General features: G+C 65.8%; 28 protein-coding genes. 10 read left to right on the top strand and 18 right to left on the bottom strand.

From position 1 onward, the window contains the following. Positions 1-4 precede the first annotated feature (4 nt). Positions 5-988 carry a Gfo/Idh/MocA family protein gene (locus HUK82_RS00600; protein ID WP_176612090.1) on the bottom strand — a complete coding sequence of 328 codons (984 nt, stop codon included), beginning with the start codon at positions 986-988 and terminating at the stop codon, positions 5-7. A 4-nt stretch (positions 989-992) separates the two neighbouring features. Then, positions 993-1,979: a lipid A deacylase LpxR family protein gene (locus tag HUK82_RS00595; protein WP_246495061.1), complete on the bottom strand. Its 987-nt coding sequence runs from the start codon at positions 1,977-1,979 to the stop codon at positions 993-995. A 368-nt stretch (positions 1,980-2,347) separates the two neighbouring features. Between HUK82_RS00595 and HUK82_RS17555 the strand changes: the two genes are divergently transcribed. After that, positions 2,348-3,034 (top strand): cold-shock protein, encoded by a 687-nt coding sequence (locus HUK82_RS17555; protein WP_176612088.1) that lies wholly within the window; start codon positions 2,348-2,350, stop codon positions 3,032-3,034. 99 nt (positions 3,035-3,133) lie between these two features. On the opposite strand, the gene smpB is transcribed toward HUK82_RS17555, so the two are convergent. The 4 genes from smpB to HUK82_RS00570 form a co-directional block, all read right to left on the bottom strand. Next, positions 3,134-3,625: an SsrA-binding protein SmpB gene (gene smpB, locus HUK82_RS00585; protein WP_176612087.1), complete on the bottom strand. Its 492-nt coding sequence runs from the start codon at positions 3,623-3,625 to the stop codon at positions 3,134-3,136. A gap of 3 nt (positions 3,626-3,628) precedes the next feature. Next, positions 3,629-4,507: a 4-hydroxy-tetrahydrodipicolinate synthase gene (gene dapA / locus HUK82_RS00580; protein WP_218061483.1), complete on the bottom strand. Its 879-nt coding sequence runs from the start codon at positions 4,505-4,507 to the stop codon at positions 3,629-3,631. Between the two features lie 155 nt (positions 4,508-4,662). Next, complete coding sequence (locus tag HUK82_RS00575; protein ID WP_176612085.1) at positions 4,663-5,535, bottom strand: prephenate dehydratase; 873 nt, start codon at positions 5,533-5,535, stop codon at positions 4,663-4,665. Continuing rightward, positions 5,532-6,278, bottom strand: a complete 747-nt coding sequence (locus HUK82_RS00570; protein ID WP_176612084.1) for a 3-deoxy-manno-octulosonate cytidylyltransferase — start codon at positions 6,276-6,278, stop codon at positions 5,532-5,534. The genes HUK82_RS00575 and HUK82_RS00570 overlap by 4 nt, the downstream gene beginning before the upstream one ends. Before the next feature lie 140 nt (positions 6,279-6,418). Between HUK82_RS00570 and HUK82_RS17265 the strand changes: the two genes are divergently transcribed. The 4 genes from HUK82_RS17265 to HUK82_RS00550 all read left to right on the top strand — a co-directional run bounded on the left by HUK82_RS17265 (position 6,419) and on the right by HUK82_RS00550 (position 11,079). Further along, on the top strand, positions 6,419-7,312 hold the full coding sequence (locus tag HUK82_RS17265; RefSeq protein WP_176612083.1) for a c-type cytochrome: 894 nt from the start codon (positions 6,419-6,421) through the stop codon (positions 7,310-7,312). Beyond that, positions 7,309-8,103 (top strand): histidinol-phosphatase, encoded by a 795-nt coding sequence (hisN, locus tag HUK82_RS00560; protein WP_176612082.1) that lies wholly within the window; start codon positions 7,309-7,311, stop codon positions 8,101-8,103. The genes HUK82_RS17265 and hisN overlap by 4 nt, the downstream gene beginning before the upstream one ends. 96 nt (positions 8,104-8,199) lie before the next feature. Then, positions 8,200-9,453, top strand: coding sequence for a phosphoglycerate dehydrogenase (gene serA, locus HUK82_RS00555; RefSeq protein ID WP_176612121.1), 1,254 nt, complete (start codon positions 8,200-8,202; stop codon positions 9,451-9,453). 126 nt (positions 9,454-9,579) lie between these two features. Next, positions 9,580-11,079 carry a YifB family Mg chelatase-like AAA ATPase gene (locus HUK82_RS00550; RefSeq protein ID WP_176612081.1) on the top strand — a complete coding sequence of 500 codons (1,500 nt, stop codon included), beginning with the start codon at positions 9,580-9,582 and terminating at the stop codon, positions 11,077-11,079. A gap of 5 nt (positions 11,080-11,084) precedes the next feature. Here HUK82_RS00550 and metC read toward each other — a convergent pair whose 3' ends face one another. Continuing rightward, the gene (metC, locus tag HUK82_RS00545; RefSeq protein WP_176612080.1) at positions 11,085-12,320 is read right to left on the bottom strand and encodes a cystathionine beta-lyase; all 1,236 of its coding nucleotides are present in this window, start codon (positions 12,318-12,320) and stop codon (positions 11,085-11,087) included. Continuing rightward, positions 12,317-13,171, bottom strand: a complete 855-nt coding sequence (locus HUK82_RS00540; protein ID WP_176612079.1) for a sulfurtransferase — start codon at positions 13,169-13,171, stop codon at positions 12,317-12,319. Before HUK82_RS00540 ends, metC begins: the two co-directional genes overlap by 4 nt. Before the next feature lie 183 nt (positions 13,172-13,354). Here HUK82_RS00540 and HUK82_RS00535 point away from each other — a divergent pair, with 183 nt between their 5' ends. Next, a complete protein-coding gene (locus tag HUK82_RS00535) occupies positions 13,355-14,401 on the top strand; it encodes an AI-2E family transporter (RefSeq protein ID WP_176612078.1) in 1,047 nt (348 codons plus the stop codon). Between the two features lie 58 nt (positions 14,402-14,459). Next, positions 14,460-15,122: an endonuclease/exonuclease/phosphatase family protein gene (locus tag HUK82_RS00530; protein WP_176612077.1), complete on the top strand. Its 663-nt coding sequence runs from the start codon at positions 14,460-14,462 to the stop codon at positions 15,120-15,122. On the opposite strand, the gene HUK82_RS00525 is transcribed toward HUK82_RS00530, so the two are convergent. Further along, positions 15,113-16,525, bottom strand: a complete 1,413-nt coding sequence (locus HUK82_RS00525; protein ID WP_176612076.1) for a phospholipase D-like domain-containing protein — start codon at positions 16,523-16,525, stop codon at positions 15,113-15,115. The genes HUK82_RS00530 and HUK82_RS00525 overlap by 10 nt on opposite strands. Before the next feature lie 104 nt (positions 16,526-16,629). Here HUK82_RS00525 and HUK82_RS00520 point away from each other — a divergent pair, with 104 nt between their 5' ends. Then, the gene (locus HUK82_RS00520) at positions 16,630-17,016 is read left to right on the top strand and encodes a YraN family protein (RefSeq protein ID WP_176612075.1); all 387 of its coding nucleotides are present in this window, start codon (positions 16,630-16,632) and stop codon (positions 17,014-17,016) included. Positions 17,017-17,031: 15 nt separating this feature from the next. Here HUK82_RS00520 and HUK82_RS00515 read toward each other — a convergent pair whose 3' ends face one another. The 9 genes from HUK82_RS00515 to purB all read right to left on the bottom strand — a co-directional run bounded on the left by HUK82_RS00515 (position 17,032) and on the right by purB (position 23,844). Then, positions 17,032-17,361, bottom strand: coding sequence for a hypothetical protein (locus HUK82_RS00515; protein ID WP_246495003.1), 330 nt, complete (start codon positions 17,359-17,361; stop codon positions 17,032-17,034). A gap of 138 nt (positions 17,362-17,499) precedes the next feature. Next, positions 17,500-17,835: a Grx4 family monothiol glutaredoxin gene (grxD, locus tag HUK82_RS00510; RefSeq protein WP_176612074.1), complete on the bottom strand. Its 336-nt coding sequence runs from the start codon at positions 17,833-17,835 to the stop codon at positions 17,500-17,502. Between the two features lie 36 nt (positions 17,836-17,871). Next, complete coding sequence (locus HUK82_RS00505) at positions 17,872-18,102, bottom strand: BolA family protein (protein ID WP_176612073.1); 231 nt, start codon at positions 18,100-18,102, stop codon at positions 17,872-17,874. A 25-nt stretch (positions 18,103-18,127) separates the two neighbouring features. Continuing rightward, positions 18,128-20,338 (bottom strand): phosphoribosylformylglycinamidine synthase subunit PurL, encoded by a 2,211-nt coding sequence (gene purL, locus HUK82_RS00500; protein WP_176612072.1) that lies wholly within the window; start codon positions 20,336-20,338, stop codon positions 18,128-18,130. Then, positions 20,335-21,036, bottom strand: coding sequence for a phosphoribosylformylglycinamidine synthase subunit PurQ (gene purQ, locus HUK82_RS00495; protein WP_176612071.1), 702 nt, complete (start codon positions 21,034-21,036; stop codon positions 20,335-20,337). Before purQ ends, purL begins: the two co-directional genes overlap by 4 nt. After that, entirely contained in the window at positions 21,033-21,401 is a 369-nt protein-coding gene (locus HUK82_RS00490) for a Rap1a/Tai family immunity protein (RefSeq protein WP_176612070.1), read from the bottom strand. The genes purQ and HUK82_RS00490 overlap by 4 nt, the downstream gene beginning before the upstream one ends. Further along, positions 21,398-21,640: a phosphoribosylformylglycinamidine synthase subunit PurS gene (purS, locus tag HUK82_RS00485; RefSeq protein WP_176612069.1), complete on the bottom strand. Its 243-nt coding sequence runs from the start codon at positions 21,638-21,640 to the stop codon at positions 21,398-21,400. Before purS ends, HUK82_RS00490 begins: the two co-directional genes overlap by 4 nt. Next, the gene (purC, locus tag HUK82_RS00480; RefSeq protein WP_176612068.1) at positions 21,637-22,401 is read right to left on the bottom strand and encodes a phosphoribosylaminoimidazolesuccinocarboxamide synthase; all 765 of its coding nucleotides are present in this window, start codon (positions 22,399-22,401) and stop codon (positions 21,637-21,639) included. Before purC ends, purS begins: the two co-directional genes overlap by 4 nt. A 93-nt stretch (positions 22,402-22,494) precedes the next feature. Next, positions 22,495-23,844, bottom strand: coding sequence for an adenylosuccinate lyase (gene purB, locus HUK82_RS00475; protein ID WP_176612067.1), 1,350 nt, complete (start codon positions 23,842-23,844; stop codon positions 22,495-22,497). Positions 23,845-24,002: 158 nt separating this feature from the next. Here purB and HUK82_RS00470 point away from each other — a divergent pair, with 158 nt between their 5' ends. Further along, positions 24,003-24,602 (top strand): YjbE family putative metal transport protein, encoded by a 600-nt coding sequence (locus HUK82_RS00470; protein ID WP_176612066.1) that lies wholly within the window; start codon positions 24,003-24,005, stop codon positions 24,600-24,602. Between the two features lie 114 nt (positions 24,603-24,716). After that, positions 24,717-24,931 (top strand): hypothetical protein (locus HUK82_RS00465; RefSeq protein ID WP_218061478.1); only part of this gene is annotated, 215 nt, incomplete at its 3' end.

Raw genomic sequence — 24,931 nt, 5'->3', positions numbered from 1 at the left:
TACCTCAGAGTTCCGAGGTGGGATCTCCGATAAGGCCGGCGGCCGTCCAGCGGTTGCGCGACTCCGTAATACTCGTGGTAACGGCAAGGGCAGCCTCGAGAGCCCGGCGTCCGGCCTCGCCATCGACTTTCACCGGTGCCCCGTCGAGACAGCTTGCCACGAAAGCGTCATGCTCGGCGGCGAGATTGTCATGGTCACGCCACGTGACGGCTTCGCGGCGAAAACCGCCCGTGCCGGGCAATGGGACGCCGCGATCTCGGCCGATCATACTCAGTTCGCGTTTGACGAAGTCGGCCGAGAGATAACCCTCTTCCGAAAACAGCCTCATCCGTCGCTCGGTCTTCAGCGAGATGCGGCTGGCGGTGATGGCCGCGACGCAGCCGTTTGTGAAGCGGACACGCGCGTTGGCGATATCCTCGTGCGCCGAACTGACGGCCGCCCCAATCGCGTCGACGGACTCAATCGGCGAGTCAACGATCGCGAGTACGAGATCGAGATCATGGATCATGAGGTCCAGGATGACCGACACATCCGTCCCGCGCGGCTTGAACGGCGCGATGCGGGTGGCCTCGATGTATAATGGACGATGGATCCGCCGGGTGATGGCCGCGTGCTCGGCCGAATACCGCAGGAGGTGCCCGACCTGAAGGACGCGCCCTTTGGCCCGCGCCAGTGCGGTCAGGGCAGAGGCCTGCTCGAGTGTCGCCGCGATCGGCTTTTCGACCAGCACATGCCGACCGGCCTCCAGCGCCCGCCCGGCCAGGGAAAAGTGATGCTCGGCGGGGGCAGCGATCACGACCGCCTCGCACTGCGCGAGGAGATCGTCGAGGCTGTGCACCACGGCACCACCAGCCTGCGCGACCACCGCCGCCGCGCGCTCGGGATCGGGATCGAGGACGGCGACCAGATGCTCGCGCGGGTTGGCAGCGATTTTCAGGGCATGGAAACGGCCGAAGTGGCCTGCCCCTACCAGTCCGACGCGCAGCACGACGTCAGAACTTCACGGACAGGGCCAGAGAGCCGTAGTTAAACAGTCCCGAACGCGCGGTCTCGAACTGCTGCGTCTGCCAGACCTGGCTGTAGGACAGGCGCATGCCGTGCCACATCACCGCCACGCCCGCGTGGAACTCACCCACGTCCCACTTCTTGTCGACGTGCAGGGAGTTGGACCGAGCGGTATTGCCTTGCAGGGACGCGTCGTAGGCCACGGCCTGTCCTTCGACGCCACCGAACGCGTACCACGCGATGGGCCGCGACAGAACATAGGCGTCCGTGCCGTCGGTGCCCGGGCCGATCGTCGGCGTGCCGAAATCGCTGTTCAGACCCTGGCCGATACGGACGGTGTCGGCCACGTCGCCATAAATGCGATAGTCGCCGACGGCGCCCGATACGGACGGCAGCATATCCATGGAGATACCGAACGCGGTGACGAGAGGCAGGCGCCAGGTGCGGCCGCCCTGAACCTGAAAGATCGGCTGGTTCTGGAGCTGGTGGTGCCAGCCGAGATTCTTGGTGTCCCCGATAGCGCCATGAAAACCGTTCTGCAGTTGCCGCCCGAGACCGGCTGGTCCCATCACGCCGAACTGGATGCCGAACACGCTGCGTGACAGGTCCGTGTCGTTGATCAGGTTGATCGTGCCCAGAAGAAGGCTTGAATACGGCCGATCGCCGGCGACCGGCACGGGCGACTGGGTATCGTGCGGCGTGAAAATCAGCTGCTGAACGCCGATGCTGATCCGCTGGACCCCCTGCCCCAGGATCGCCCGGTTGACGGTTGCGATCGGTGCGGGAAGATTGTCCGTACCGGACGTCCAGTTCGCGCGCAGGCCGCTGGTGTAATACTGGTCCGACGTGCCCTTCAGGGTCGAGACCGCGTCGTTTTCCCCCTGCAGCGTCCAAGTGCCATACGGATCCTGGAGAGGTGTGGCGCGCGCAGGTATCGAACAGCTGACCGTGGCCACTGCGCCGAGGGCACCCATCCATGCGAGCGAGCCCGAAATTCGACCGTTTTTCATCCGTTTCTCACCGTTATGGACGCGGCGTCCCCCGCCGATGTGTTTTTCTGATAGGTGATTTGCCACGTGGGCGAAACCCCCGTCTCTGCGCACGCTGCCGCGCGCGGGAACTTTCTGTTCACGTTCACGGCGAAAACGCGATTTGATCGTAGCGTTACGGGGGCTTTTCATGCTTTGCTGCGCAGCGGAAGCATTAAACGCCTCCGCACCCCCAAATCGGGACCGGGACCGCAGCAGACAAGGCCGCCGGGTCTTTCCCGACAACAGGGAATTTTTCATTCTGGGGTGGCGCAACGCGCACCACTGCCCTTTTAGCCTTCGGGATTAGACCGTTGAGAAGTAACAGGACCGACCGCAGCTCCCGTTTCCCGCGCCGCGGCGGGTTTGACGATGATTTCATGGCGCCTTCGCCATCCTTTGGTGATCGCGGACCGTCGGCGCCCCGGCGTCCGGGTCCCGGTGGTGGTGGCGGCCCGCAGGTCATCGCATCGGGCCCCGAGATCAACGCGACCGTGAAGTGGTTTAACGGCGAGAAGGGCTTCGGCTTCGTCGAGCTCGCCGATGGCACGGGCGACGTGTTCCTGCACGCCAACGCGCTGTCGCGCAGCGGCCACGAAAGCGTCGGGCCGGGCGCAACCCTGGTCGTGCGCATCGGCCAGGGTCCGAAGGGCCGTCAGGTCGCCGAGGTTCTCTCCGTCGACCAGAGCACGGAACAGCCCGAGCGCCCCCGCAGCCCCGCCCCCGGTTTCGGTGGCCCCCGCGGTGAATTCGGCACGCGCTTCTCGCGCCCTGCCCCCGACACTGCTCACGCCGAGGAAATGCGCGGTATCGTGAAGTGGTACAACGCCACCAAGGGCTTCGGCTTCATCACGCCTGACAGCGGTGGCAAGGACATTTTCGTCCACGCGTCCGCTCTGGTGCGCTCCGGTCTGACCTCGCTCAACGAGGGACAGGCAGCGAACGTTCAGGTGGTTCAGGGTCAGAAAGGCCCCGAGGCCGCTTCGGTCAGCCTCGCCTGATCAGCGCCTTCGCGCTGTAACAAGAAACCCTCCGGGCGCGAGCTCGGAGGGTTTTTTTTATGTCCATCAAGACGTTCAGACGTCCGACTGAAGGACCGATCAGTCGTCGCGACCCTTGTTCCGCATCAGCCGCGCCTTGTCGCGCTGCCAGTCGCGCTCCGCGATCGCATGCCGTTTGTCTTCTTTCTTGCGCCCTCGACCCAGGCCGAGAGTCAGCTTGGCGACACCACGCTGGTTGAAATGGATGTCGAGCGGCACCAGCGAGGCGCCGTCCCGTGTCACGGCCCCCAGAAAATGAGCGACCTGCTTCTTGTGCAGCAGCAGCTTGCGCGGCGCCCGCGTGTCAAAGCGGGACAGCACGCCACTCTGGTATTCGGGGATATAGGCGTTGAACAGCCATAGTTCGCCGTCGCGTTCGCCTGCAAAAGCCTCGGTGATCATCGCACGACCCAGCCGGAGACTTTTCACCTCCGGCCCCTTCAGTACGATGCCCGCCTCGACGGTTTCGTCGATGCTGTAGTTGAAGCGCCCTTTCCGATTCTGCGCCGCGATACCGTGCGCGATCAGACCACTTTTACTCTTTGCTGCCATGGGTCAGCCCAACAGGCCGACGCGGGTCAGGGCATCACGCACCTTGGCCCTGGACTCGTTGGAAAGCGGGGCCAACGGCAAACGGCACGTCTCACCAGCCAGCCCGAGAAGGGATGCCGCATACTTTACCGGCCCCGGGTTACTCTCACAGAACAGGGCGCCATGCAGCGGAAGCAGCCGGTCCTGAACCGCCATCGCAGCACGCGCATCCCCCGCCTGCCAGTGCGCGTGAAGATCGGCACACAGGCGCGGCGCCACATTGGACGTCACGCTGATGCACCCGTCGCCACCAGCCGCCAGAAAGGACACCACGGTCCCGTCCTCGCCCGACAACTGGTTGAAACGCTTGTCGATCGCGGCCCGCGTTTCCAGTGGTCGCATCAGGTTGGCTGTCGAATCCTTGACGCCCACGATCAGCGGATGACGTGCCAGACGCGCCATCGTGTCCACCGACATGTCGATGACGGAGCGGCCGGGAATATTGTAGATGACAACCGGTATCTGCGCTTGCTCCACGATCGCCATGAAGTGGCGATACAGCCCTTCCTGCGTTGGCTTGTTGTAGTAGGGCACGACGACCAGAGCTGCGTCGGCACCGGCCTCGCGCGCATCGCGGGCCAGCGAGATCGCTTCGTGCGTGCTGTTGGAGCCGGCCCCGGCCAGAACCGGCACGCGCCCCGCCGCCCGCTCGACCGCGAAACGCACGACCCGACGATGTTCCTCATGCGACAAGGTCGGGCTCTCGCCCGTCGTGCCGGCCGGCACCAGGGTCGACGTCCCGTTGTCGATCTGGAAGTCGATCAGACGGCCGAACGACTCCATGTCCAGGGACGAATCCCGGTTCATTGGTGTGACAAGGGCCGTCAGCGACCCTGTGAACATAACCTCGTCCACTGCTTTTTCTCCCGTAGACCGCTTTTGCGACGCGGCCTTCCTGCTGCCTCCACCGGTGTCTTCATACCCGGACGTGGCGCGTCTTCTGCGTTCATAGGGCGACCCATGGTCGCCATAAAGGACGAAATCTTTTCCGGCCCGTCTCAGACGGCCGTGCCACGTTTTCGGAACGGGGACGCCGGATAGACGCCCAGCAGAAGATAGTCGCGGGCGAAGAAGGTCAGTTCACTCAGGGCGCGCGCGAGAGCGGGCTCGTCGGGATGACCTTCGACGTCGAGCATGAACTGAGTGGCCGCGAAAGAGCCCTCGGTCATGTAGCTCTCGAGGCGCGTCATGTTGATACCGTTGGTGGCGAAACCGCCGAGAACCTTGTAGAGCGCGCCGGGCGTGTTGCTCACCCGGAACAGGACCGTCGTCATGACGTCGGGACCGACCGGTGGCCGCACGGGTTCGCGCGAGGCGATATAGAACCGCGTGGTGTTGTGCGATGCGTCTTCGATATTCCGACGCAGGATATCAAGGCCATACAACTCGGCCGCGAGTTCGGACGCGACGGCAGCGTCGCGGGGGTCGGCGGCGTGCGCGACCATCTCGGCCGCACCGGCCGTATCGAAGACCGTCACCGGCTCGGCCCCGAGTTCCCGCACCACATCGCGCACCTGCGCCATGGCCACCGGATGGGTCAGAATGCGCCGTATGTCGCCGATCCGCGCGCCCGGAACGCCCAGCAGGCAATGCTCCACCCGCTGGAAATGCTCGCCCACGATATGCAGACCCGCCTGAGGCAGAAGCGCATGGATATCGGGCACGCGTCCCGCCAGAGTGTTTTCACAAGCCAGCATCGCCTGATCCGCACGACCTTCATGCACCGCGTCGATCGCCTGCGCGAACGTGGCGCAGGGCAGCGTGCGCCACCGAGGACGCGCCCCCCGGCACGCCATCTCGGAATACGCGCCCGGAAGACCCTGAAACGCGATGATGGGTGCGTCGCCCGGAATGCTCGCGTCGTCGGTCATGACGCCGCCAGGGCGCGTCGCGCGCGCTCAAGATCGGCGGGCGTATCGACGCCAAACGGCGCGTTCGCGATCGCCGCGCAGCCGACGCTCATCCCGTCTTCAAGCGCGCGCAGCTGTTCCAGACTTTCGCGCCGTTCCAGTGTGCTGGGCGGCAGGGTCACGAAACGGCGCAAGGCAGACCGGCGCCAGGCGTACACGCCGACATGGTGCCAGAGAGGGCCGGTATTGGCGGGTATGGACGAACGCGAGAAATACAGCGCACGAACGGCCCGGTCCGTGCCGATATCCTCGGGCTGCAACGCGCAGGCGATCTTGACCACCGAAGGGCTTGCGGCCTCGTCCGCGTCCCGGATCGGGGCGGCGATCGTGCCCACATCGGCGTCGCTGCCGTCAAGCGCCACGAGGGCCTGGCGCAGATCGGACGGGTCGAACACCGGCAGGTCGCCCTGGAGGTTGATGATCACGGTGTGCCGCCCGTGCGGATCGACCGCCTCAGCAGCCGCATGCACGCGGTCCGAACCGGATGGAAGAGCGGGATCGGTCAGCACGACGCGCACGCCGGCGGCTTCAACGGCGGCCGCGATCTCCGGCTCGGCCGCCGCGACGACGACCTCCCCAAGGGCCGCGGCGCGCGCGCGATCGGCAACATGAACGATCATGGGGCGACCGGCGATATCGGCTAGAGGCTTGCCTGGCAGGCGCGTGGACGCCATCCGGGCGGGAATGATGATCAGGGGGGGCATCGCGGCGCGTGTCTGGTCGGTTACTCGATGGGTCGGAACATATGGCGAAAGCGAGACCGGACGCGCTTCACACGAATTCCGCACCAGTCTAGATAAGGTGGTACCGTCATGCAACTCACGACAGGAACCACCCCGCTCCGATGACCATCAGGTTTCTCAATCGCTTCGCCGCAGCCGTCGTTGTCGCCGGCGGGGCTTTCATCCTGTCGGGCGTCGCGGCCAATCTGATGTTTCCGGACAGCCGTCCGGGCAAGCCCGCCTTCCCGCTGCCGTCGGATACCGCCCCTAGCGCGACCAAGGCGCCTGATGTCCCCGTGCGGGCTGCGCACGCCGATCGCGCCCACGGCGAACAGCTGGCCGACGCCCTGTGTTCCGCCTGCCACACTCTCGAGCGCGGGGGCGCCTCGATGGTTGGCCCGGCGCTGTGGGGGGTCGCAGGCACCCACGTCGCCGACGTGCCCGGTTACACGTTCTCGGCCGCCCTGACCGCCCACAGGAACGAGGTGTTCGACGACCAGACCCTGTCGACGTGGCTCAAATCCCCGTCGGACTACGCGCCCGGGACGCGGATGGGTTTCGGGGGGATCGATTCGGACTCCGACCGCGCCGACCTGATCGCGTTTCTCGACACACTGAAGGACGCCCCCGCCGCGCCGGCGTCACCTGTGCCGCCATCGCCTTCCCCCCTCGCCGCCGAACATGTCGTGGCGGGCGACGCGGCGGCCGGAAAGGCGACCGCGCAGCAGATGTGCGCCATGTGCCACAGCTTCGACAAGGACGGCCCGGTGATGATGGGGCCGCCCCTGTACGGCGTCGTGGGCCGAGCCCCGGCCAGTGTCGCCGGGTTTGCGTATTCCGACGGGATCAAGACGATCGGCGGTGTCTGGAGCGCGGACCGTCTCGATCACTGGATTACCGATCCGCGCGCAATGGTGGCGGAGACACGCATGGCGTTTCCCGGCGTCCCGTCGGCGGCCGACCGCGCCAACATCGTTGCTTTTCTCGCCACGCTGCATGACAGGGCCGCGCCATGACGACTTTCGATTCCGAGCGTTTTCTCAAGGTCGCGGAAGCCGCGGCGGACGTGGCGGGTGCTGTCATCCGGCCCCTGTTTCGGTCGCGCCTCGCCGTCGACGACAAGTCCGACGACAGCCCGGTCACGATTGCCGACCGCACCGCCGAACGTGCCCTTCGCGCCGTCATTGCCGAGCGTCTGCCCGACCACGGGATTCTGGGCGAAGAATTCGGCCATGAGCGCCCCGAGGCCTCCTGGTGCTGGGTTCTGGACCCGATCGACGGCACGCGCGCCTTTGTCACCGGCCGGCCGAGCTTCGGCACGCTGATCGCCTTGTTGCACGAGGGGCGCCCGGTCCTCGGGGTGATCGATCAGCCGATGACAGGCGAACGCTGGATCGGTGTCTCGGGTGCTGCCACGCGCTATCGCGGGCCGTGGGGGGATGAGCGCGCCCAGACCCGTCCGTGCCCGCACCTCGACGCCGCGGAACTGTCGTGCACGTCGCCGGAAATGCTGGCCGCCGCACCGTCGGCGCACTGGCCCTCGCTTCAGGGCGCCACACGCCGCACCACATGGGGGGGGGATTGCTACACCTACGGGCTGCTTGCGCTTGGGCATGTGGACGTCGTCGCGGAATGCGGGATGAAGATATGGGACTGGGCGGCGCTTGTGCCAGTGGTGGAGGGCGCTGGCGGCCGCATCACGGACTGGAGCGGCGCGCCCCTGTCCGCACAGGGCGACGGGTCCGTCCTGGCGGTCGGAGATCCGGCGCTGCTTGCCCCGGCGACGGCTCTGCTGTCGCGCGGCTGAGGGGCGGCGACCGGCACGGGTGTATACGGCAGGTCTGGAAATTTCCGCGCCGATCGGATAGGGCATCGCTTCCCGATCGACACCGGAGCCGAGATGATGACTGCCCAACTGTCGCTGCCCAAGGACAAGATCCGTATCCTGCTTCTGGAGGGCATCCACGACAGTGCGGTCGCGTTCCTCCGTGCCAACGGTTACGAGAACGTCGTCCGCCTGCCGAAGGCACTCGAGGGCGATGCCCTGCGCGAGGCCCTTGAGGGCACGCACATCGTCGGCATCCGGTCACGGACGCAACTGACCGCAGAGATGCTGCGCGCGGCCGATCGTCTCATGGCGGTCGGGTGCTTTTGCATCGGCACGAACCAGGTCGACCTTGAACATGCGCGCAACGAAGGCATTCCCGTCTTCAACGCGCCGTTCAGCAACACACGTTCCGTCGCCGAGTTGGTGATGGGCGAGGTCGTGATGCTGATGCGCCGTATCGTTCCGAAGTCCGCCGCCTGCCACCAGGGCGGGTGGGACAAGTCCGCCACGAACAGCTGGGAAGTGCGCGGCAAGACGCTGGGTATCGTGGGCTATGGCTCGATCGGGTCGCAGTTGTCGGTACTGGCCGAGGCCTTCGGTATGCGCGTGATCTACTACGACCTGATCGACAAGCTGCCCCATGGGAACGCGACGCCCGTCGCATCGCTGAACGAACTGCTCGGCCAGAGCGACGTGGTGACGCTGCACGTGCCGCAGACGGACGGCACTCGGAATCTGATCGGCGCGGAGCAGATCGCGGCGATGAAGCCGGGCTCGTTCCTATTGAACAATGCGCGCGGGACCGTCGTCGATCTGGACGCTCTGGCCGACGCACTGAAAAGCGGCCACCTTCTGGGCGCGGCGGTCGACGTCTTTCCGGTCGAGCCGAAAGGCGCGTCCGAGCGGTTCACGTCTCCACTGCAGGGGCTCGACAACGTCATCCTGTCACCGCACATCGGCGGCTCGACAGCCGAAGCGCAAGAGCGGATCGGCGTTGAGGTCGCGCGCAAGCTGGTCGAATACTCCGATATCGGCTCCACCCTCGGTGCCGTGAACTTCCCGCCGGTCCAGTTGCCCGAGAGCCCGCGTGGAACGCGCTTCATGCACGTCCATCGCAACGTTCCCGGCATCATGCGCCAGATCAATGAGATCTTCTCGTCGGAAGACTGCAACGTGACCGCGCAATATCTGCAAACGCAGGGCGAGCTCGGGTATGTCGTGGTCGAGGCGGATACCGGTCGCGACCGTGGTCGGGAGGATCGTATCCTCGATCGTCTGCGCGCGCTGGAGTGCACCATCCGGGCCCGGTTGCTCTACCAGCAGGTCTGACGCGGGGCCGTTAACGTTGACGGACAGATCGTCGATGTTAACCGTTCATCAATGAACTTACAGCATGATCGTCCTGACAGACGAAAGGACGATCATGCTGTGCCACCTCACCACCCGATTTTCGGCATGAGCATCACGCGGGTCCAGAGCTTCGCGTTCGCGGGCATCGACGCCGTTCCGGTCGGTGTCGAGGTGCAGATCGCCAATGGCCTGCCCGCGTTTCTGATCGTCGGCCTGGCGGACAAGGCGGTGGGCGAGGCACGCGAACGCGTGCGCGCCGCCCTCACTGCCATGGGTCTGGCGCTTCCACCCAAACGCATCCTGATCAATCTCGTCCCCGCCGATCTGTTGAAGGAGGGGTCGCATTTCGATCTGCCGATCGCGCTGGCTCTGCTTGCCGGCATGGGCGTCGTGTCGCACGAACAGTGCAGCCGCTTTGCCGCGGTCGGCGAACTGTCTCTGGACGGCACGCTCAATCCGGTGTCCGGCGTCCTGTCCGCGGCGATCGGCGCGGCCGAGGACGGTCTGGGACTTATCTGTCCCGGGCCACAGGGCAGCGAGGCACGATGGGCGGGCGAGCACATCGACGTGCTGGCGCCCCCTGATCTTCAGGCGCTGATCAATCACTTTCGGGGCACGCAGGTGCTGGCGCCCGTGGAACTGCCAGCCCTCAGGCCCGTGCCGCCACAGCCCGATCTCAGCGACGTGCGCGGCATGGCGGTCGCACGCCGAGCTCTGGAGATTGCAGCCGCGGGTGGCCACTCGTTGCTGCTGTCGGGACCGCCGGGTGCCGGCAAGTCCATGCTGGCCGCACGGCTGCCGGGCATACTGCCGGACCTGACAGCGGCACAGGTGCTCGAGGTCACGCGCATCCACAGCGCCGCCAATGCGCTTCCGGATGGCTACCCGATCCGTCGCCCGAGCTTTCGTGATCCGCATCACTCGGCATCGCTTCCGGCGCTGGTGGGCGGGGGTGCCAGGGCAAGACCCGGGGACGTCAGCCTCGCCCATCACGGCGTCCTGTTTCTCGATGAACTGCCGGAGTTCTCGCGCGCCTGTCTTGAGTCGTTGCGCCAACCGCTGGAAACGGGGCGCATGACGATCGCGCGCGCCCGAGCGCACGTCACCTATCCCGCCCGCTTCCAGCTCGTGGCGGCCATGAACCCCTGTCGCTGCGGGTATCTGGGTGATCCGGAGCGGCAGTGCAGCCGGATCACCCGGTGCGGCACGGACTATCAGGCGCGTATCTCCGGCCCCCTCATGGACAGGCTCGATCTCGTCGTGCCAGTCACGGCCGCCACACCGGCCGAGTTCCTGCGCAGCCCGCCCGGTGAGACGAGCGCCCTCGTGCGTGCTCGCGTCGAGGCGGCCCGCGCGCGGCAATATGCCCGGCACCCCGATCTGTGCAACGCACACGCGTCGCCCGATTCCTTCGAGATGACGGCGGCCGCCCGAACACTGGCCGAGGACGCTGGAGGCCGATTCGGTCTCTCGGCCCGTGGCTTTACGCGGCTGTTCCGGGTCGCGCGCACGATCGCCGATCTGGCCGCCTGTCAGGAGGTGCGCCCCGACCATCTGGCCGAAGCGCTGAGCTTCCGCCACCGGGCCTCGACCCGCTCCGCGTAAGGGTATCAGCCCAGACTGGATTCCTGCAGGACCGCGAATCCACCTTTGAGATCGTCGATCAGGTCGGCCGGATCCTCCAGTCCAATATGGAGGCGAAACGCGGGCCCCTCGAGCCCGGAGCCCGCGGTCGAGCGCACGATGCCGTCCGTGGTCGGCAGCACGAGACTTTCATAGCCGCCCCACGAAGCCCCCAGGCCGAACATTGCCAGGGCGTCGATCATGTCCCCCATCGCACGCGCGCCGTAGTCCGGGCGCAGCACGACACCGAACAGCGCGCTCGCGGCTGTAAAATCACGTTGCCATATCGCGTGCCCTGGACAGTCCGGCAGGGCCGGATGCAGCACGCGCGCGACTTCGGGTCGCGTCGTCAGCCACCGCGCGACGGTCAAGGCGCTGCGCGACTGACGCTCCAGGCGCACGCCCATGGTCCGCAGACCACGCAGCGTCAGCCAGCACTCGTCTGGGCCGGCCAGCTGGCCCAACTGGATGGCGCTGTCGCGCAGCCGGTGCCACAGAGGTTCCTGCGCAACCGTAATCGCGCCGATGATGGCGTCGGAGTGACCCGCGGGATACTTGGTCAATGCCTGGATCGAGACGTCGACGCCATGGGCGAACGGCTGGAACGCCCCGATGCCCCACGTATTGTCCAGCAGCAGCAAGGCCCTATGCTCATGCGCAAGATTGGCGAGCATCGGCACGTCCTGCACCTCGAACGTGTGGCTGCCGGGGCTTTCGGCAAAGACGACCGTCGTGTTGGGACGCAGCAGCAACCGTATCTCCTCGCCGGTGGCAAGCGGGGGGTAGTAGCTCGTCTCGATCCCAAGGCGACGCAGCATCGTGGACGCGAAACGGCGGGTCGGGCCGTAGACACTGTCCGGGATCAGGCAGTGATCGCCCGCTGAAAGAAACGTCAGCAGCGCCGTAGTGCAGGCCGCCAGACCGGACGAGACGACCTGCGCGTGCGTGCCACCCTCGACCGCCGCAATCGCGTCTTCGAGACGATGCTGGCTGTCCGACCCCATCGCCCCATAGATCGGCACGTGATCGTATTTCCGTCGGCCGGTCGACTGCATGGCGTCGATGGATGGAAACAGGATGGTCGATCCCCGGCTGACCGGCGCATTGACCAGACTGCCGGCCTCATCCAGCGTTTCCGGGCGACCGGCCTGAACCAGACGCGTGGCCAGGGCGGACCAGCCGGACGAGACGGCCCGCGCGTCCGGATCGTCCGCCGCGCTCATGCCGCGCCTCCCGTCTCGACCGGCGTGTCCGTGGCGCTGCCCCACTCCGCCCACGACCCGTCATACAGTGCGGCATGATCGAAGCCTGCAAGCTCGAGGGCCAGCGCCAGAACAGAGGCCGTTAGGCCCGAACCGCAGGTCGTGACCACCGGTCGATCCTCACGAACGCCCTTTTCGCCAAACAGGGCGCGCAACTCGTCCGGGCTCCGGAAACACTGATGCGCATCCAGAACGGTCTGATAGGGGACACAACGCGCGCCCGGCATATGGCCGCCGCGCACGCCCGGACGCGGCTCGGCCACGTCGGCGGTGAAACGCGCCAGCCCCCGAGCATCCAGAATCGTTGCCGACCCATCGCGGACATAACCGAGCATATCGCCCATACCGGCCAGCCGGTGGAAACGCGGCGCGGCAACGTAGTGACCCTTCGTCGCCGTGGGCGGCGGGCCACTCTCGGTCTCCCCCCCAGCGGTCTGCCATGCCGGAAATCCGCCGTCGAGCACCTGAACCGCATCGTGACCGAACAGACGCATCAACCACCAGGCACGGCTGGCGGAGGCAACACCCGTCTGGTCGTACACCACGACCCGGCTCGCGTTCGTGACGCCGAGGGCCGCGAACGCGCGCGCAAAGCGGCCTTGCGAGGGCACCATATGAGGCAGCGCCGTGTCCGGATCGGAAAACCCGTCGACCTCGAAGCGCCGGGCCCCGGGGATATGCGCGGCCTCGAACGCGGCGGCAGGGTCGAAACTCTCGCCGGGCAAAAGCGTCGTGGCATCCACGACGACGAGATCGGACTCGGCGAGGCAGCGTTTCAGGGACTCGGCTGATATCAGGGGGGCGTTCATCATCGCATACTGTCTTGCTGTTCACCGTGGGGCGCCGAGCATCGCACCCTATCCGGTCACGCGCCAGAGCGATCGGGGCACGTCGGGCCGCCCCCACGGCGCGGTCGCGCAAAGTCGTTCCGCGTGGCAGGGTGTCACCATGATCGACGTCCCCACCCCGTCAGACCCCATGGCCGTCTTCGTATCATGATCGAACGCATCATGATGGGCATCCTGATCGGCGCTGTCGCCTACGGGTGTTTTCTGGTTCTCAGTCCCTTCGTGTCCGCCATCCTGTGGGCGGCGATCCTGAGCTTCGTCACCTGGCCGGTCTTCACCGCCCTGCGCAAACGCGTCCGCCCCGTCGTCGCCGCGCTGATCCTGACGGTGATCTGTGCCTTGGGAATCGTGCTGCCGCTGGTGCTGATCACGTCGGCGGCCATCGCCGACGCACCCGACACGATCGAGACCGTGTCGGCCCTGTTCAGCCAGGACCTTCGTCTGCCGCCCCTGCCCGACCGAATTGCCCATATGCCGCTTCTGGGCCATGCGATCGAAACGCACTGGACACGCTGGGGCAATGATCTCGGGGCCCTGGGGCAGACGATGGAGCCCTACGCCGGCCGGATCGCGCGTTCGGGCCTCGTCATTCTCATGCAGGTGGCCAACGGTGCTCTGCACCTCGTCATGGCGCTGTTTATCGCGTTCTTCTTCTGGCTGAGCGGTGACGGGCTCGGCGCGACGTCGGCTGCCGTGATCCGCCGTATCGCGGGCCCCTACGGCGACCGGCTGCTCCGCCTGATCAGCAGCACGGTCAAAGGCACGGTCTACGGTATTCTGGGCACCGCGATCGTCCAGGGACTGTTGACAGGCCTCGCTCTGGCGCTGGCTGGCTTTCCCGGCGCCGTGTTGCTCGGCGCGTTGGCGGCGTTCCTGTCGGTCCTGCCGATCGGCGCGCCAATCGTCTGGGCCCCCGCAGCGATCTGGCTGGTCGCCACGCACCACCTGGTCAAGGGTATCCTTCTGGCCCTGTTCGGTGTCGTCGCCATCTCCGGCGCCGATCATATTATCCGGCCGATGTTCATCGCACGCGGCGCCCAGCTTCCGTATCTGCTGACCGTGTTGGGCGTGCTGGGCGGTGTCGTCGCATTCGGCGGACTTGGGATCTTTCTCGGTCCGGTCCTGCTAGGGCTCGGTTATACGCTGATCAGCGAGTTCGCGGCCCATCGTACCGCCGTGGGGGCACGCCGATGACCAGCCATGCCGGCGAAGGTCTTGACACAACCGCTGTCCAGACCATGCAATCCCTCTCATGAATCCTCTGTCCAGCGGCCTTCGCCCGCGCTCTCCGGGCCGTACGGTCAATCGCCAGACGGGATTTCACATCATCAGTTGGAACCTGCTGCGGCGGACGGGCGCCACGGCCCACGACGTCGCCAGCCTGATCACCGACGAACGTCCGGACCTGTTGCTGATGCAGGAGGCAACGACCGACATCGACCGCCTCCAGGATCTGGTCGGCGGCCATTACGCGCGCAGCCCTCTGCCCGGTCGTATCCATGGTGTCGCCTGCTGGAGCCCCGAGCCCTTCGTCCGACCACCCGTCACCTGCGCCCTGCCCTCCGGGACGATCGTCCGGCGGGTCGCGCAGATCGTCGATTGCGGGCGCTTTGCCGTCGCCAACGTCCATCTGTCGCATGGTCAGGTCCTGAATCGGCGACAACTGCGCTGGATCGCTCAGCTCCTGCCGGTCAATGCCGCGGTCCTGGGCGATTTCAACCTGGTCGGCCCGGCACTGGTCCCGGGCTTTCGCGACTCAGGCCCGCGCTCGCCCACACATCGCATGGCGGACGTCGTACCGATCCGGCTCGATCGTTGCCTGACGCGCGGTCTGGATTGCGTCGAGCGGCACGTGCTGCAGCGTTTCGCCTCCGATCATCTCCCGATTTCCGTTATCCTGCGCCTTCACAAATAGGGCTGCATAAGGCGCGCGCTCGCGTCGCGGAGCTTGACCAGGGTCGAACGATTGTCGAGGTCGTGGTGCGTCAGGCGCTTGTGCCGATGCTCGCAAATGAACCCGTCGATCCGCTGGGTCTGCGCCTCGTCGTACACTTCGAGATTGATCTCGAAATTCAGGCGCAGGCTGCGAATGTCCAGGTTTGAGCTACCGACAAAACTCCACTCGCGATCGACGCACATCAGTTTCGAATGGTTGAACGGCGCCCGCGCGAGCCACACGCGGCACCCGGCATCCAGCAGTGGCTTGAACCCGGCATCGCGGGCCCAGTCGATGACGACGTGGTTGCTGCGCGCGGGGACGACGATATCGACCTCCACCCCACGCATCGACGCCAGTGCCAGTTCTGTCGTGAAACGATCATCAGGCAGGAAATACGGCGTCATCAGGCGCACCGAACGCCGCGACAGGGAGATCGCCTGCAGCATCGCGTATTCGATTTTTTCCAGATCGGCATCGGGCCCGGCAGTCACGATACGAGCAGGCGCTTCACCGCGCGGGGTCAGGGCGGGATAGATCGCCTCCCCGCTGAGGTCTTCGGCCTTCGTAAAAGACCAGTCGCGAACGAAAGCCTCGGTCAATTGCCGGACGACGGGCCCTTCGAGCCTGAAATGGGTGTCGGCGACCGGTTCATGCGTTTTTAGACGCAGAACATTCTCCTGGCCGATATTCAGGCCGCCCATGAAACCCAGCATCCCGTCGACCACCAGAATTTTCCGGTGATTACGCAGGTTGATGAAGGGCATGCGCCATGGCCACACGGAATGCATGAACCGCCCGCAGGGCACCCCACCCGCGCCCAGCGCGCGCGCGACGGGACAGCGCAGATACCCAGACCCGATCCCGTCGACCAGAACGCGCACCATGACCCCACGCCGGTGCGCCGCGATCAACGCATCGACGAACTGTTGCCCGATCGCGTCGCCACGAAAAATATAGGAACACAACAGGACCGATGTCCGTGCCTCTCCGATGGCGGCCAGCATCTGGGGATAGGCCTCATCACCATCGTGCAGCATACGCACCAGATTGCCGCGCAGGATCGGCCGTTCGGTCAGCTTGCCGACCATCAGGGCCAGCGGCGCCAGTGAACCCTCCACCTTGAATTTGTGCTCGCCCGGTGTGGCGGCGGCGTTCCAGTGATGATGCCGCACCAGCTTACGGGCCAGACGTCGAACGCGGTTGACGCCGAACATCACGTACAGGCCACTGCCAAGGATCGGCATCATCCAGGCGATGCCGATCCATCCGATAGAGGCCGACGTGTCGCGCTTGGTCCGCAGCACATGCAGCGTCACGGCCACGGCAAGCGCGATCCGTCCCGCCAGCATGAGATAGTCGAGTGCATGGTGGAAAATCATGATCGGGTGCTCGGCGGAAAGCCACGCGGACGGGACTGTCCACGCCGCATTAACCTTCAAGAGATACAAACTCGTTCGCCAGCACAAGATGGGGGAAAGGCTCCGTGTCCCGCTTCACACGTCTCGATCGCCCGGCGCGAGGGGCTCTCGCCTATCGTCGTGGCGCCCGCGCCGAAGAGCGTGTGGCCAACGCCCTGGCAAGGGAGGGGTGGACGATCCTGGACCGCCGCGTCCGTATGGCGGGCGGCGAGATCGACATCATCGCCACGTATGGCACGACGCTGGCCTTCATCGAGGTCAAGGCGCGTCAAAGCGCTGAGGAGGCCGCGTTCGCCCTTGGTCCCGCGCAACAGGCGCGCCTGGTCGAAGCGGCGCGTCACTGGCTTGCACAACACGAGGTCGAGACCATCGGAAGCGTGCGCTTCGATGTGGTGACGGTCGACAAAAAAGGCGCCATGCGACGAATCGCAGACGCCTTTCGGGAAATCTGACGGTTCGTTGACCCGTCAGGTGCGATGACGCGTCTTCCGCTTGATCGCGTGGGATGCGGTGTGTGGATGATAGACGACCTCTCTCACCTCCGCGCGGCCATGCGTCGCGATAGCATGCGCGCGTACCGTTGCCGCGTTGCGCGACGACGTATGTGCGGCCACGCGACGATAGGCGACGTGATGTTCGACCGGGACAGCGGTCAGAGCATCCAGCGTCAGACGGCTCGCTTCCATATCCGTGATGGGAGAGCGCTGGGCATGCGCCGCGTGTGAACTGCAGGCCATTCCGGCAAATCCGAAGCCGGCCACAAGAAGCGTGGCCTTACGCATCGTACGTCGCGCCATGTTTTTTCCCGATCCGCTCTGAAAGTGCTGCGATTTAGAAACAACTTGGGCCGCAGAGCAAGCACTTCGCGCGAAGGGCGCAAAAAAAATGCCGCCCCGAGCGGGGGCGGCATCTTTCCTCAGGCGCGCGGCCAGCAGTCAGGCCGCCTTGGTGGCGATGCCCTTGTCGGCCAGCAGAGTCTCGAGTTCACCACTCTGGAACATCTCGGTCACGATGTCGCAGCCGCCGACGAACTCCCCCTTGACGTATAGCTGCGGAATGGTGGGCCAGTTCGAGAAGCTCTTGATCCCGTCGCGCAGTTCGGGGTCTTCCAGCACATTGGCGGTGGTGAACGGCACGCCGGAATGGTTGAGGATCTGCACCACGCGCGCGGAGAAACCGCACTGTGGGAACATCGCGTCGCCCTTCATGAACAGCATGACGGGGTTGGCGTCGATCTGGTTCTGGATACGCTGCTGAATGGTGTCTGCCATGAGACGGGTTCCTGTCACAAATTCGAAAGACGCCGCTCAGGGCGTCGAGGTCTGGACTGCAAGAGCATGAAGCGCGCCGCCCATGCGACCTTGCAACGCGTCATAGACCATCTGGTGTTGCTTGACCCGCGATACGCCGCGAAATGCCTCGCTGACGACCTTGCACGCGTAGTGGTCGCCATCTCCGGCGAGATCCTCCACCGTGACCTCCGCATCGGGCAGCGCGGTGCGAATAAAACCTTCAATTTCGGCGGCGCTCATGGGCATGGTTCGGTTCTCCTGCGTCCTGCGCTCAGCGGTCCATCAGGGCGGGGAAAAACGCCTCGTGCGCTGAACGCAAGCGTGCGATCGATATTGTGCCGCCCTGCGGCAATGTCAAACCGTCACCCCCACTTTCGCCAAGCGGGCGTGCGGCAATCCCGGCGGCCTGGGCAGCGGAAAGGAATGTCTCACCCTTCCGGACCGCGACGATGTAACGGGCCTGGTCTTCGCCGAACCAGAAGGCTTCGGGCCGCATGCCCGACTGCGGTGCGACCAGCGTGCAGCCGACGCCGCCCGCCATCACCATTTCCGCCAATCCGACCAACACGCCACCATCGGAGACGTCGTGACACGCCACGATGTCGCCACCGAGAATGTGCGCCCGTACGAAGTCGCCGTTGGCTCGCTCGGCGGCCAGATCGACCACGGGCGGCGCCCCATCCTCGCGGCCATGGATCTCGCGCAGCCACAGCGACTGACCCAGTTCACCCCGCGTTTCACCCACCAGGATCAGGTCGCAGTCATCCTGCATTCCGTAGCCGATGGCCTGGCTAACGTCCTCCAGAACACCCAGACCACCAATGGCGGGCGTCGGCAGGATCGCGGTGGTGGTGCCGTCGGGCGTCCGGGTCTCGTTGTAGAGCGACACGTTCCCGCTGACGACCGGGAAGTCGAGCGCGCGGCAGGCGTCGCCCATACCCTCGATCGCGGCGGCAAACTGCCCCATGACCTCGGGTTTCTCCGGATTGCCGAAGTTCAGGTTGTCCGTCACGGCAAGCGGCCGTGCTCCGGTCGCGGTGATGTTGCGCCACGCCTCCGCCACCGCCTGCGCCCCGCCCGTACGGGCGTCCGCCCGGCAATAGCGGGGCGTACAATCCGTGGTCAGCGCCAGACCGATCGACGTGTCGTCGATCTTGACGATGGCGGCATCGGCGGAGCCCGGACGACGCACTGTCTGGCCACCCACCGTGCTGTCATACTGGTTGTAGACCCAGGCGCGCGACGCGATGTCGGGACTGCCGATGAGATGCATCAACGCGCGCTCGGTGCCGACCGGATCCGTGACCGGACCCAGCGGTGCCGGCGCCGGGCTGGGCGCGGTGGGGCGGTGATACAGTGGCGCCTGATCAGCCAGCGGCGCCAGCGGAATGTCGGCCTCGACCGCGCCCTTGTGGCGTACGACGATGCGGCCGGTGTCGGTCAGATGACCGATGACCGCGAACTCGAGTTCCCACTTTTCGAAAATGGTGCGTGCGACGTCCGTGCGGTCCGGGCGCAGCACCATCAGCATGCGCTCCTGACTTTCCGACAGCATCATCTCGTAGGCCGACATGCCGCGCTCGCGCTGCGGCACCGCATCCAGGTCGAGATCGATGCCCACCCCGCCCTTGCCGGCCATTTCGACCGACGACGACGTGAGACCCGCAGCACCCATATCCTGAATGGCGACGATCGCATCGGTCGCCATCAGTTCCAGACACGCCTCGATCAGCAGTTTTTCGACGAACGGGTCGCCGACCTGAACGGTCGGGCGCTTGGCCAACGCGTCCTCGTCAAACTCCGACGACGACATGGTGGCACCGTGAATACCGTCGCGCCCCGTGCTGGAGCCGACATAGATCACCGGATTGCCGAGCCCCGCCGCGGCAGAGAGGAAAATCCGGTCCTGACGCGCGACCCCGACCGTCATGGCATTGACCAGCGGATTGCCATCGTAGGACGGATGGAAATTGACCTCACCACCCACGGTGGGCACGCCGACGCAGTTGCCGTAGCCGCCAACACCCCGCACCACGCCATCGACGATGCGGCGCGTCTGCGGATTGGCCGGATCGCCAAAACGCAGCGCGTTAAGATTTGCGACTGGACGCGCGCCCATGGTGAACACGTCGCGCAGGATGCCGCCGACGCCGGTTGCCGCACCCTGATAGGGCTCGATGAAGGACGGGTGATTGTGGCTCTCCATCTTGAAGATGGCTGCCAGTCCCTGTCCGATATCAACGACACCCGCGTTCTCGCCCGGTCCGTGAATGACCCACGGCGCCGTCGTCGGCAGTGTCTTGAGCCACACGCGTGACGATTTGTAGGAGCAGTGCTCCGACCACATGACCGAGAAGATGCCCAGTTCGGTCAGGCTTGGCGTACGGCCCATGATCGACAGGACGTTACCATATTCGTCGGCGGTCAGCCCGAATTCGCGGGCCAGTGCTTCGTCGACGGTTTTCTGTCCAGCGTTGCTCACCGGCCAAGAGCCTCCACAAGTCCCGCGAACAGCGGTTTTCCGTCCTCGCCCCCCATCAGCGGATCGACCAGATCCTCCGGATGGGGCATCATGCCGCAGATACGCAAATTCTCGCTGAACACACCCGCGATGGCGTTCAGGCTGCCGTTCGGATTGTGCGCCTGATCGTCCGCGGCGACCGTGCCATCGGGGCGAGCATAGCGAAACGCCACCCGCCCTTCGCCTTCGAGGCGCTCGATCGTCGCCGGGTCGGCCACGTAGTTGCCGTCGCCATGCGCCATCGGGGTGCGGAACACGTCCCCCTTGGCCCACAGCCGCGTAAACGCGGTGTCCGCGCGCTCGACCCGCAAGTGGCAGTCCTGCGACAGGAAACGCAGGTTCGCGTTGCGCAGCAAAGCACCCGGCAGAATCTGGGCTTCGGTCAGGATCTGGAACCCGTTGCAGACGCCCAGGATATGGCCGCCAGCCGCCGCGAACGCCCGCACTTCGGCCATCAGGGGCGCGTGCGCCGCCATGGCGCCGCACCGCAGGTAGTCGCCGTGGCTGAAGCCGCCGGGCAACACGATCAGATCGAGTTTCGGCAGCGTCGTATCACGATGCCAGAGCATCGCCGGCGCCTGCCCCGTCACCCTTTTCAGGGCGATGGCCATGTCCCGTTCCCGGTTGGTCCCGGGGAAGACGACGATCCCGGCCTTCATTTGGCAGCGCCGCAGGGCCACGCATCGTGAAGGGCCGCGAAGACCCCCTCGCCGACCGGCGCGCCGAGCACGGAGTCATGCCCCCGTAGCCACGTCACGACCTTGGCGCGCATTTCCGCACCCGTGGTCGCGTTGGGGATGCAGAAACCGGCGATGGCGCCTGCGTCGCCCTCGTTTTTGGCGCTCACCTTCGACAGAGCACCGGCGTCGGCAATGCCCGAGATATACGCGTCGCAAATCTGGGCGCCGGCCTGACGCGAGCAGATCTGCACGAACTTTCCCGCGGTCAGCGGCGAGACGCGTTGCGCCAGAGCGGGCGTGGCGGCACAGGCCGTCAGCGCGAGGGCGAGGACAATTCGTTTCATGCCACCACCTCGACCGTGAAATCCTCGATCACCAGATTGGCCAGCAGCGCGCGGGCCATGGCGTCACCCTGCGCGCGGGCCTTGTCGGCATCGGTCTCGGCGATCTCCAGTTCGATCACGCGACCGGCACGTACCTCGCCGACCGAACCGAAGTCGAGAACATGCAACGCATGTGCAATGGCTTTGCCCTGCGGGTCGAGGACGCCGTCCTTGAGCATGACCGTCACCCGAACCTTCATTGCATGACCTCCGGTCCCTTCATGTCGCCGTTCCCGGCCTCGGGCAGAATGCCCAGTCGTCGCGCCACTTCCTGATAGGCTTCCTCGACCTTGCCGAGATCGCGGCGGAACCGGTCCTTGTCGAGCTTCTCGCTCGTCTTGGCGTCCCACAGGCGGCAGTTGTCGGGCGAAATCTCGTCGGCCAGGACGATGCGCATGTCCTCGTTTTCCCACTGGCGCCCGAATTCCAGCTTGAAGTCCACAAGCTGGATACCGACTCCGATGAACACGCCCATCAGGAAATCGTTCGTGCGCAGGGCGAGTGCCGCCATGTCGTCCAGATCCTGAACGTTGGCCCAGCCGAACGCGGTGATGTGCTCTTCGGACACCATCGGGTCGTTGAGGCTGTCGTTCTTGTAATAATACTCGATGATCGAGCGCGGCAGGCGCGTCCCCTCGGGGATGCCCAGCCGCTTGGCCAGCGAACCCGCGGCGATGTTGCGCACCACGACCTCCAGCGGGATGATCTCCACCTCACGCACCAGCTGCTCGCGCATGTTCAGGCGACGGATGAAATGGGTCGGGATCCCGATATCGTGCAGGCGCAGCATCAGGTGTTCGCTGATGCGATTGTTCAGCACGCCCTTGCCGGTGATGATGCCTTTCTTCGCGCCATTCCCGGCCGTGGCATCGTCCTTGAAGTATTGTACGATCGTGCCGGGCTCCGGTCCTTCGAACAGGATCTTCGCTTTACCCTCGTACAGCTGGCGGCGGCGTGCCATTCTCATCCTTACCTGTCGTCTCAACGTGATCGACCGAAACGGCCCGAAGTTCGCGGGGCGGTCATAGCAGCCTTTGCCCCGCGAGGATAGAAGTTAGGCGGCGGGTCCCGCCTCGCCGAACACGCGGGTGAACACGTGGTCGAGCGCCCCGAGATGCATGCGCGCGTCGAACGCCGCGTCCAGAACATCGGCCGGCACCCGGCCCGCGACGTCCGGGTCAGCGTCCAGGTTCTCGCGGAAGGTGCGGCCGCCGGGTTTACCCAGATTGGTCCACGTCGCCATCGCGTTGTGCTGCACGATCCGATAGGCGTCCTCGCGCGAGATGCCCGAACGCGCCAGTGCCAGCAGAACCTCGCCCGAATGAACGACCCCGCCGAGGCTCTCCATGTTCGCCAGCATCTGCTCGGGATAGACGACCAGCTTTTCCATCATCCCCGACAGACGCGCGAGGGCGAAATCAAGCCCGATCGTTGCATCCGGTCCGATGTTGCGCTCCACCGAGGAATGGCTGATGTCGCGCTCATGCCACAGCGCGACGTTCTCCAGCGCCGGAATCGCGTGAGAGCGCACCAGACGCGCAAGCCCGGTCAGGTTTTCCGACAGTACCGGGTTGCGCTTGTGCGGCATGGCCGACGAGCCCTTCTGCCCAGGATGGAAGAACTCTTCCGCCTCGCGCACTTCCGAACGCTGGAGATGACGGACCTCGGTGGCCAGACGTTCGATGCCGCTGGCGATGACCGCCAGGGTGCAGAAGAACGCCGCATGGCGGTCGCGGGGGATCACCTGCGTCGACACCGGCTCGGCGGCCAGCCCGAGGCGTTCGGCCACGAAGGTCTCCACGCGCGGATCGACATGGGCGAAGGTACCGACCGCGCCGGAGATCGCGCAGGTCGCGATTTCGGCGCGTGCGGCCACAAGGCGCTCGCGGTTGCGCGCGAACTCGGCGTAGTGCCCGGCGAGCTTGAGCCCGAACGAGGTCGGCTCGGCATGGATCGCGTGGCTGCGGCCGATGGTCAGCGTGTACTTGTGTTCGAACGCACGTGCCCGCAGCGCCGCGAGCAGCATGTCCAGATCTTCGAGCAAAAGATCGGCCGCTTGCTTCAACTGCACCGAGAAACAGGTGTCGAGCACATCCGACGACGTCATCCCCAGATGCACGAAGCGGCTGTCGGGTCCGACCTTCTCGGCCAGCCAGGTCAGGAAGGCGATGACGTCGTGGCGGGTCGTCGCCTCGATCTCGTCGATGCGGGCGATATCGGCGTCGGAAAACGCGGCCATGGCGGCGTCGCCGTTCGTGCGGATCGTCCGGGCGGCCTCCTTGGGGATCGCGCCGTAGTCGGCCATCGCCTCGCAGGCCAGGGCCTCGATCTCGAACCAGATACGGTAACGGTTCTCGGGCGCCCAGATGGCGGCCATGACGGGTCGGGTGTAGCGCGGGACCATGGGCGTGTTCGCTTCCTGTGCTGTTCGGTCGAGGCGGACCGGCACTGCGGGCAGGCGCCGGCGTCGGGCCCCCTCTAGCCCATTTCTCAGCCCGCGTCGCGCCGGATATTGCGGCACGAGGGGTCCTCGCCCTAGTTTGGCGCACCTGACACGAAAGTATGCCCCTGTTGCCGTTCGACACCGCCGCCATTCTGGCCCTTCTGAAGGTCGTGGCCATCGACATCACTCTGGCCGGCGACAATGCGATCGTCGTGGGGCTGGCTGTTCGGGGTCTGCCGGCGCGCCCGCGCCGCATCGCTATTCTGGCCGGCGTGATCGGCGCGGCCCTGATCCGCGTGCTGCTCGCGCTGGTGGCGACGCGCCTTCTGGCCGTCATCGGCCTGACGCTGGCCGGCGGCCTTCTGCTGCTGTGGGTGTGCTACCGGATGTTCCGGGAGATGCGCGCAAGCCATGACGCGTCCGCCGTCGGCGCGCCGCCGCCCGACCTGCGCTCGGCCATCATCCGCATCATCGTGGCCGACCTGTCCATGAGCCTGGACAACGTGCTGGCCGTCGCAGGGGCCGCAATCGGCCATCCCTGGGTTCTGGTCACGGGACTGGCGCTGTCGGTCGTGCTGATGGGTCTGGCCGCCGAACTGATCGCGCGCCTGCTGGAACGCTTCCGCTGGATCGGGTGGATCGGTCTGCTCATCGTGCTGGGTGTGGCCATCGAGCTTATCGTGCGCGGTGGCGGCGAGGTGTGGCACAGCGTGACCTGACCCGCCGCCCGACGCGGGGGCGATCTGCCGGTTGCTCTCTTGCCGCCGGACGCGCAACGCTGGATCGTATCGGCTGCCCACGCCACGATCGTCCGATCTTCATAAAAGACGTCCATGCTCCGCACACATCACCACCGCCCACCACGCCGCCACACCGTCCTGTCCCGGCTGGCGCCGCTCGTGCTTCTGCTCAGTTCCTGCGCTGGGGGCACGCCCGGCCAGACGGCCGCGACTCCGCTGCCCACCGCATTGCGCGCGCCCGATACGCCTCCCGCCCCGCCGTTGCGCGTCGTGCCGTCGGCGGAGATCGAGGCCCGCGTGACGGAATG

Source organism: Ameyamaea chiangmaiensis, assembly GCF_013376175.1.
In the GTDB taxonomy this organism is placed as follows: domain Bacteria; phylum Pseudomonadota; class Alphaproteobacteria; order Acetobacterales; family Acetobacteraceae; genus Ameyamaea; species Ameyamaea chiangmaiensis.
Note: the sequence above shows the minus strand (reverse complement) of the source record. Positions and strands in the feature narration are given on the sequence as shown.

What these genes read in the sequence shown, in the direction of transcription:
- HUK82_RS00570 (WP_176612084.1), bottom strand. Translation starts at nt 6,278, where the DNA reads ATGCCCCCCCTGATCATCATTCCCGCCCGGATGGCGTCCACGCGCCTG.
- grxD (WP_176612074.1), bottom strand. Translation starts at nt 17,835, where the DNA reads ATGGCAGACACCATTCAGCAGCGTATCCAGAACCAGATCGACGCCAAC.
- HUK82_RS00525 (WP_176612076.1), bottom strand. Translation starts at nt 16,525, where the DNA reads ATGATTTTCCACCATGCACTCGACTATCTCATGCTGGCGGGACGGATC.
- metC (WP_176612080.1), bottom strand. Translation starts at nt 12,320, where the DNA reads ATGAGCGCGGCGGACGATCCGGACGCGCGGGCCGTCTCGTCCGGCTGG.
- serA (WP_176612121.1), top strand. Translation starts at nt 8,200, where the DNA reads ATGACTGCCCAACTGTCGCTGCCCAAGGACAAGATCCGTATCCTGCTT.
- purQ (WP_176612071.1), bottom strand. Translation starts at nt 21,036, where the DNA reads ATGAAGGCCGGGATCGTCGTCTTCCCCGGGACCAACCGGGAACGGGAC.
- purB (WP_176612067.1), bottom strand. Translation starts at nt 23,844, where the DNA reads ATGGTCCCGCGCTACACCCGACCCGTCATGGCCGCCATCTGGGCGCCC.
- HUK82_RS00550 (WP_176612081.1), top strand. Translation starts at nt 9,580, where the DNA reads ATGAGCATCACGCGGGTCCAGAGCTTCGCGTTCGCGGGCATCGACGCC.
- HUK82_RS00515 (WP_246495003.1), bottom strand. Translation starts at nt 17,361, where the DNA reads ATGGCGCGACGTACGATGCGTAAGGCCACGCTTCTTGTGGCCGGCTTC.
- HUK82_RS00470 (WP_176612066.1), top strand. Translation starts at nt 24,003, where the DNA reads ATGCCCCTGTTGCCGTTCGACACCGCCGCCATTCTGGCCCTTCTGAAG.
- HUK82_RS00575 (WP_176612085.1), bottom strand. Translation starts at nt 5,535, where the DNA reads ATGACCGACGACGCGAGCATTCCGGGCGACGCACCCATCATCGCGTTT.
- HUK82_RS00530 (WP_176612077.1), top strand. Translation starts at nt 14,460, where the DNA reads ATGAATCCTCTGTCCAGCGGCCTTCGCCCGCGCTCTCCGGGCCGTACG.
- hisN (WP_176612082.1), top strand. Translation starts at nt 7,309, where the DNA reads ATGACGACTTTCGATTCCGAGCGTTTTCTCAAGGTCGCGGAAGCCGCG.
- HUK82_RS00535 (WP_176612078.1), top strand. Translation starts at nt 13,355, where the DNA reads ATGATCGAACGCATCATGATGGGCATCCTGATCGGCGCTGTCGCCTAC.
- HUK82_RS17265 (WP_176612083.1), top strand. Translation starts at nt 6,419, where the DNA reads ATGACCATCAGGTTTCTCAATCGCTTCGCCGCAGCCGTCGTTGTCGCC.
- HUK82_RS00490 (WP_176612070.1), bottom strand. Translation starts at nt 21,401, where the DNA reads ATGAAACGAATTGTCCTCGCCCTCGCGCTGACGGCCTGTGCCGCCACG.
- HUK82_RS00505 (WP_176612073.1), bottom strand. Translation starts at nt 18,102, where the DNA reads ATGCCCATGAGCGCCGCCGAAATTGAAGGTTTTATTCGCACCGCGCTG.
- HUK82_RS00595 (WP_246495061.1), bottom strand. Translation starts at nt 1,979, where the DNA reads ATGGGTGCCCTCGGCGCAGTGGCCACGGTCAGCTGTTCGATACCTGCG.
- HUK82_RS00540 (WP_176612079.1), bottom strand. Translation starts at nt 13,171, where the DNA reads ATGATGAACGCCCCCCTGATATCAGCCGAGTCCCTGAAACGCTGCCTC.
- purC (WP_176612068.1), bottom strand. Translation starts at nt 22,401, where the DNA reads ATGGCACGCCGCCGCCAGCTGTACGAGGGTAAAGCGAAGATCCTGTTC.
- smpB (WP_176612087.1), bottom strand. Translation starts at nt 3,625, where the DNA reads ATGGCAGCAAAGAGTAAAAGTGGTCTGATCGCGCACGGTATCGCGGCG.
- purS (WP_176612069.1), bottom strand. Translation starts at nt 21,640, where the DNA reads ATGAAGGTTCGGGTGACGGTCATGCTCAAGGACGGCGTCCTCGACCCG.
- dapA (WP_218061483.1), bottom strand. Translation starts at nt 4,507, where the DNA reads ATGTTCACAGGGTCGCTGACGGCCCTTGTCACACCAATGAACCGGGAT.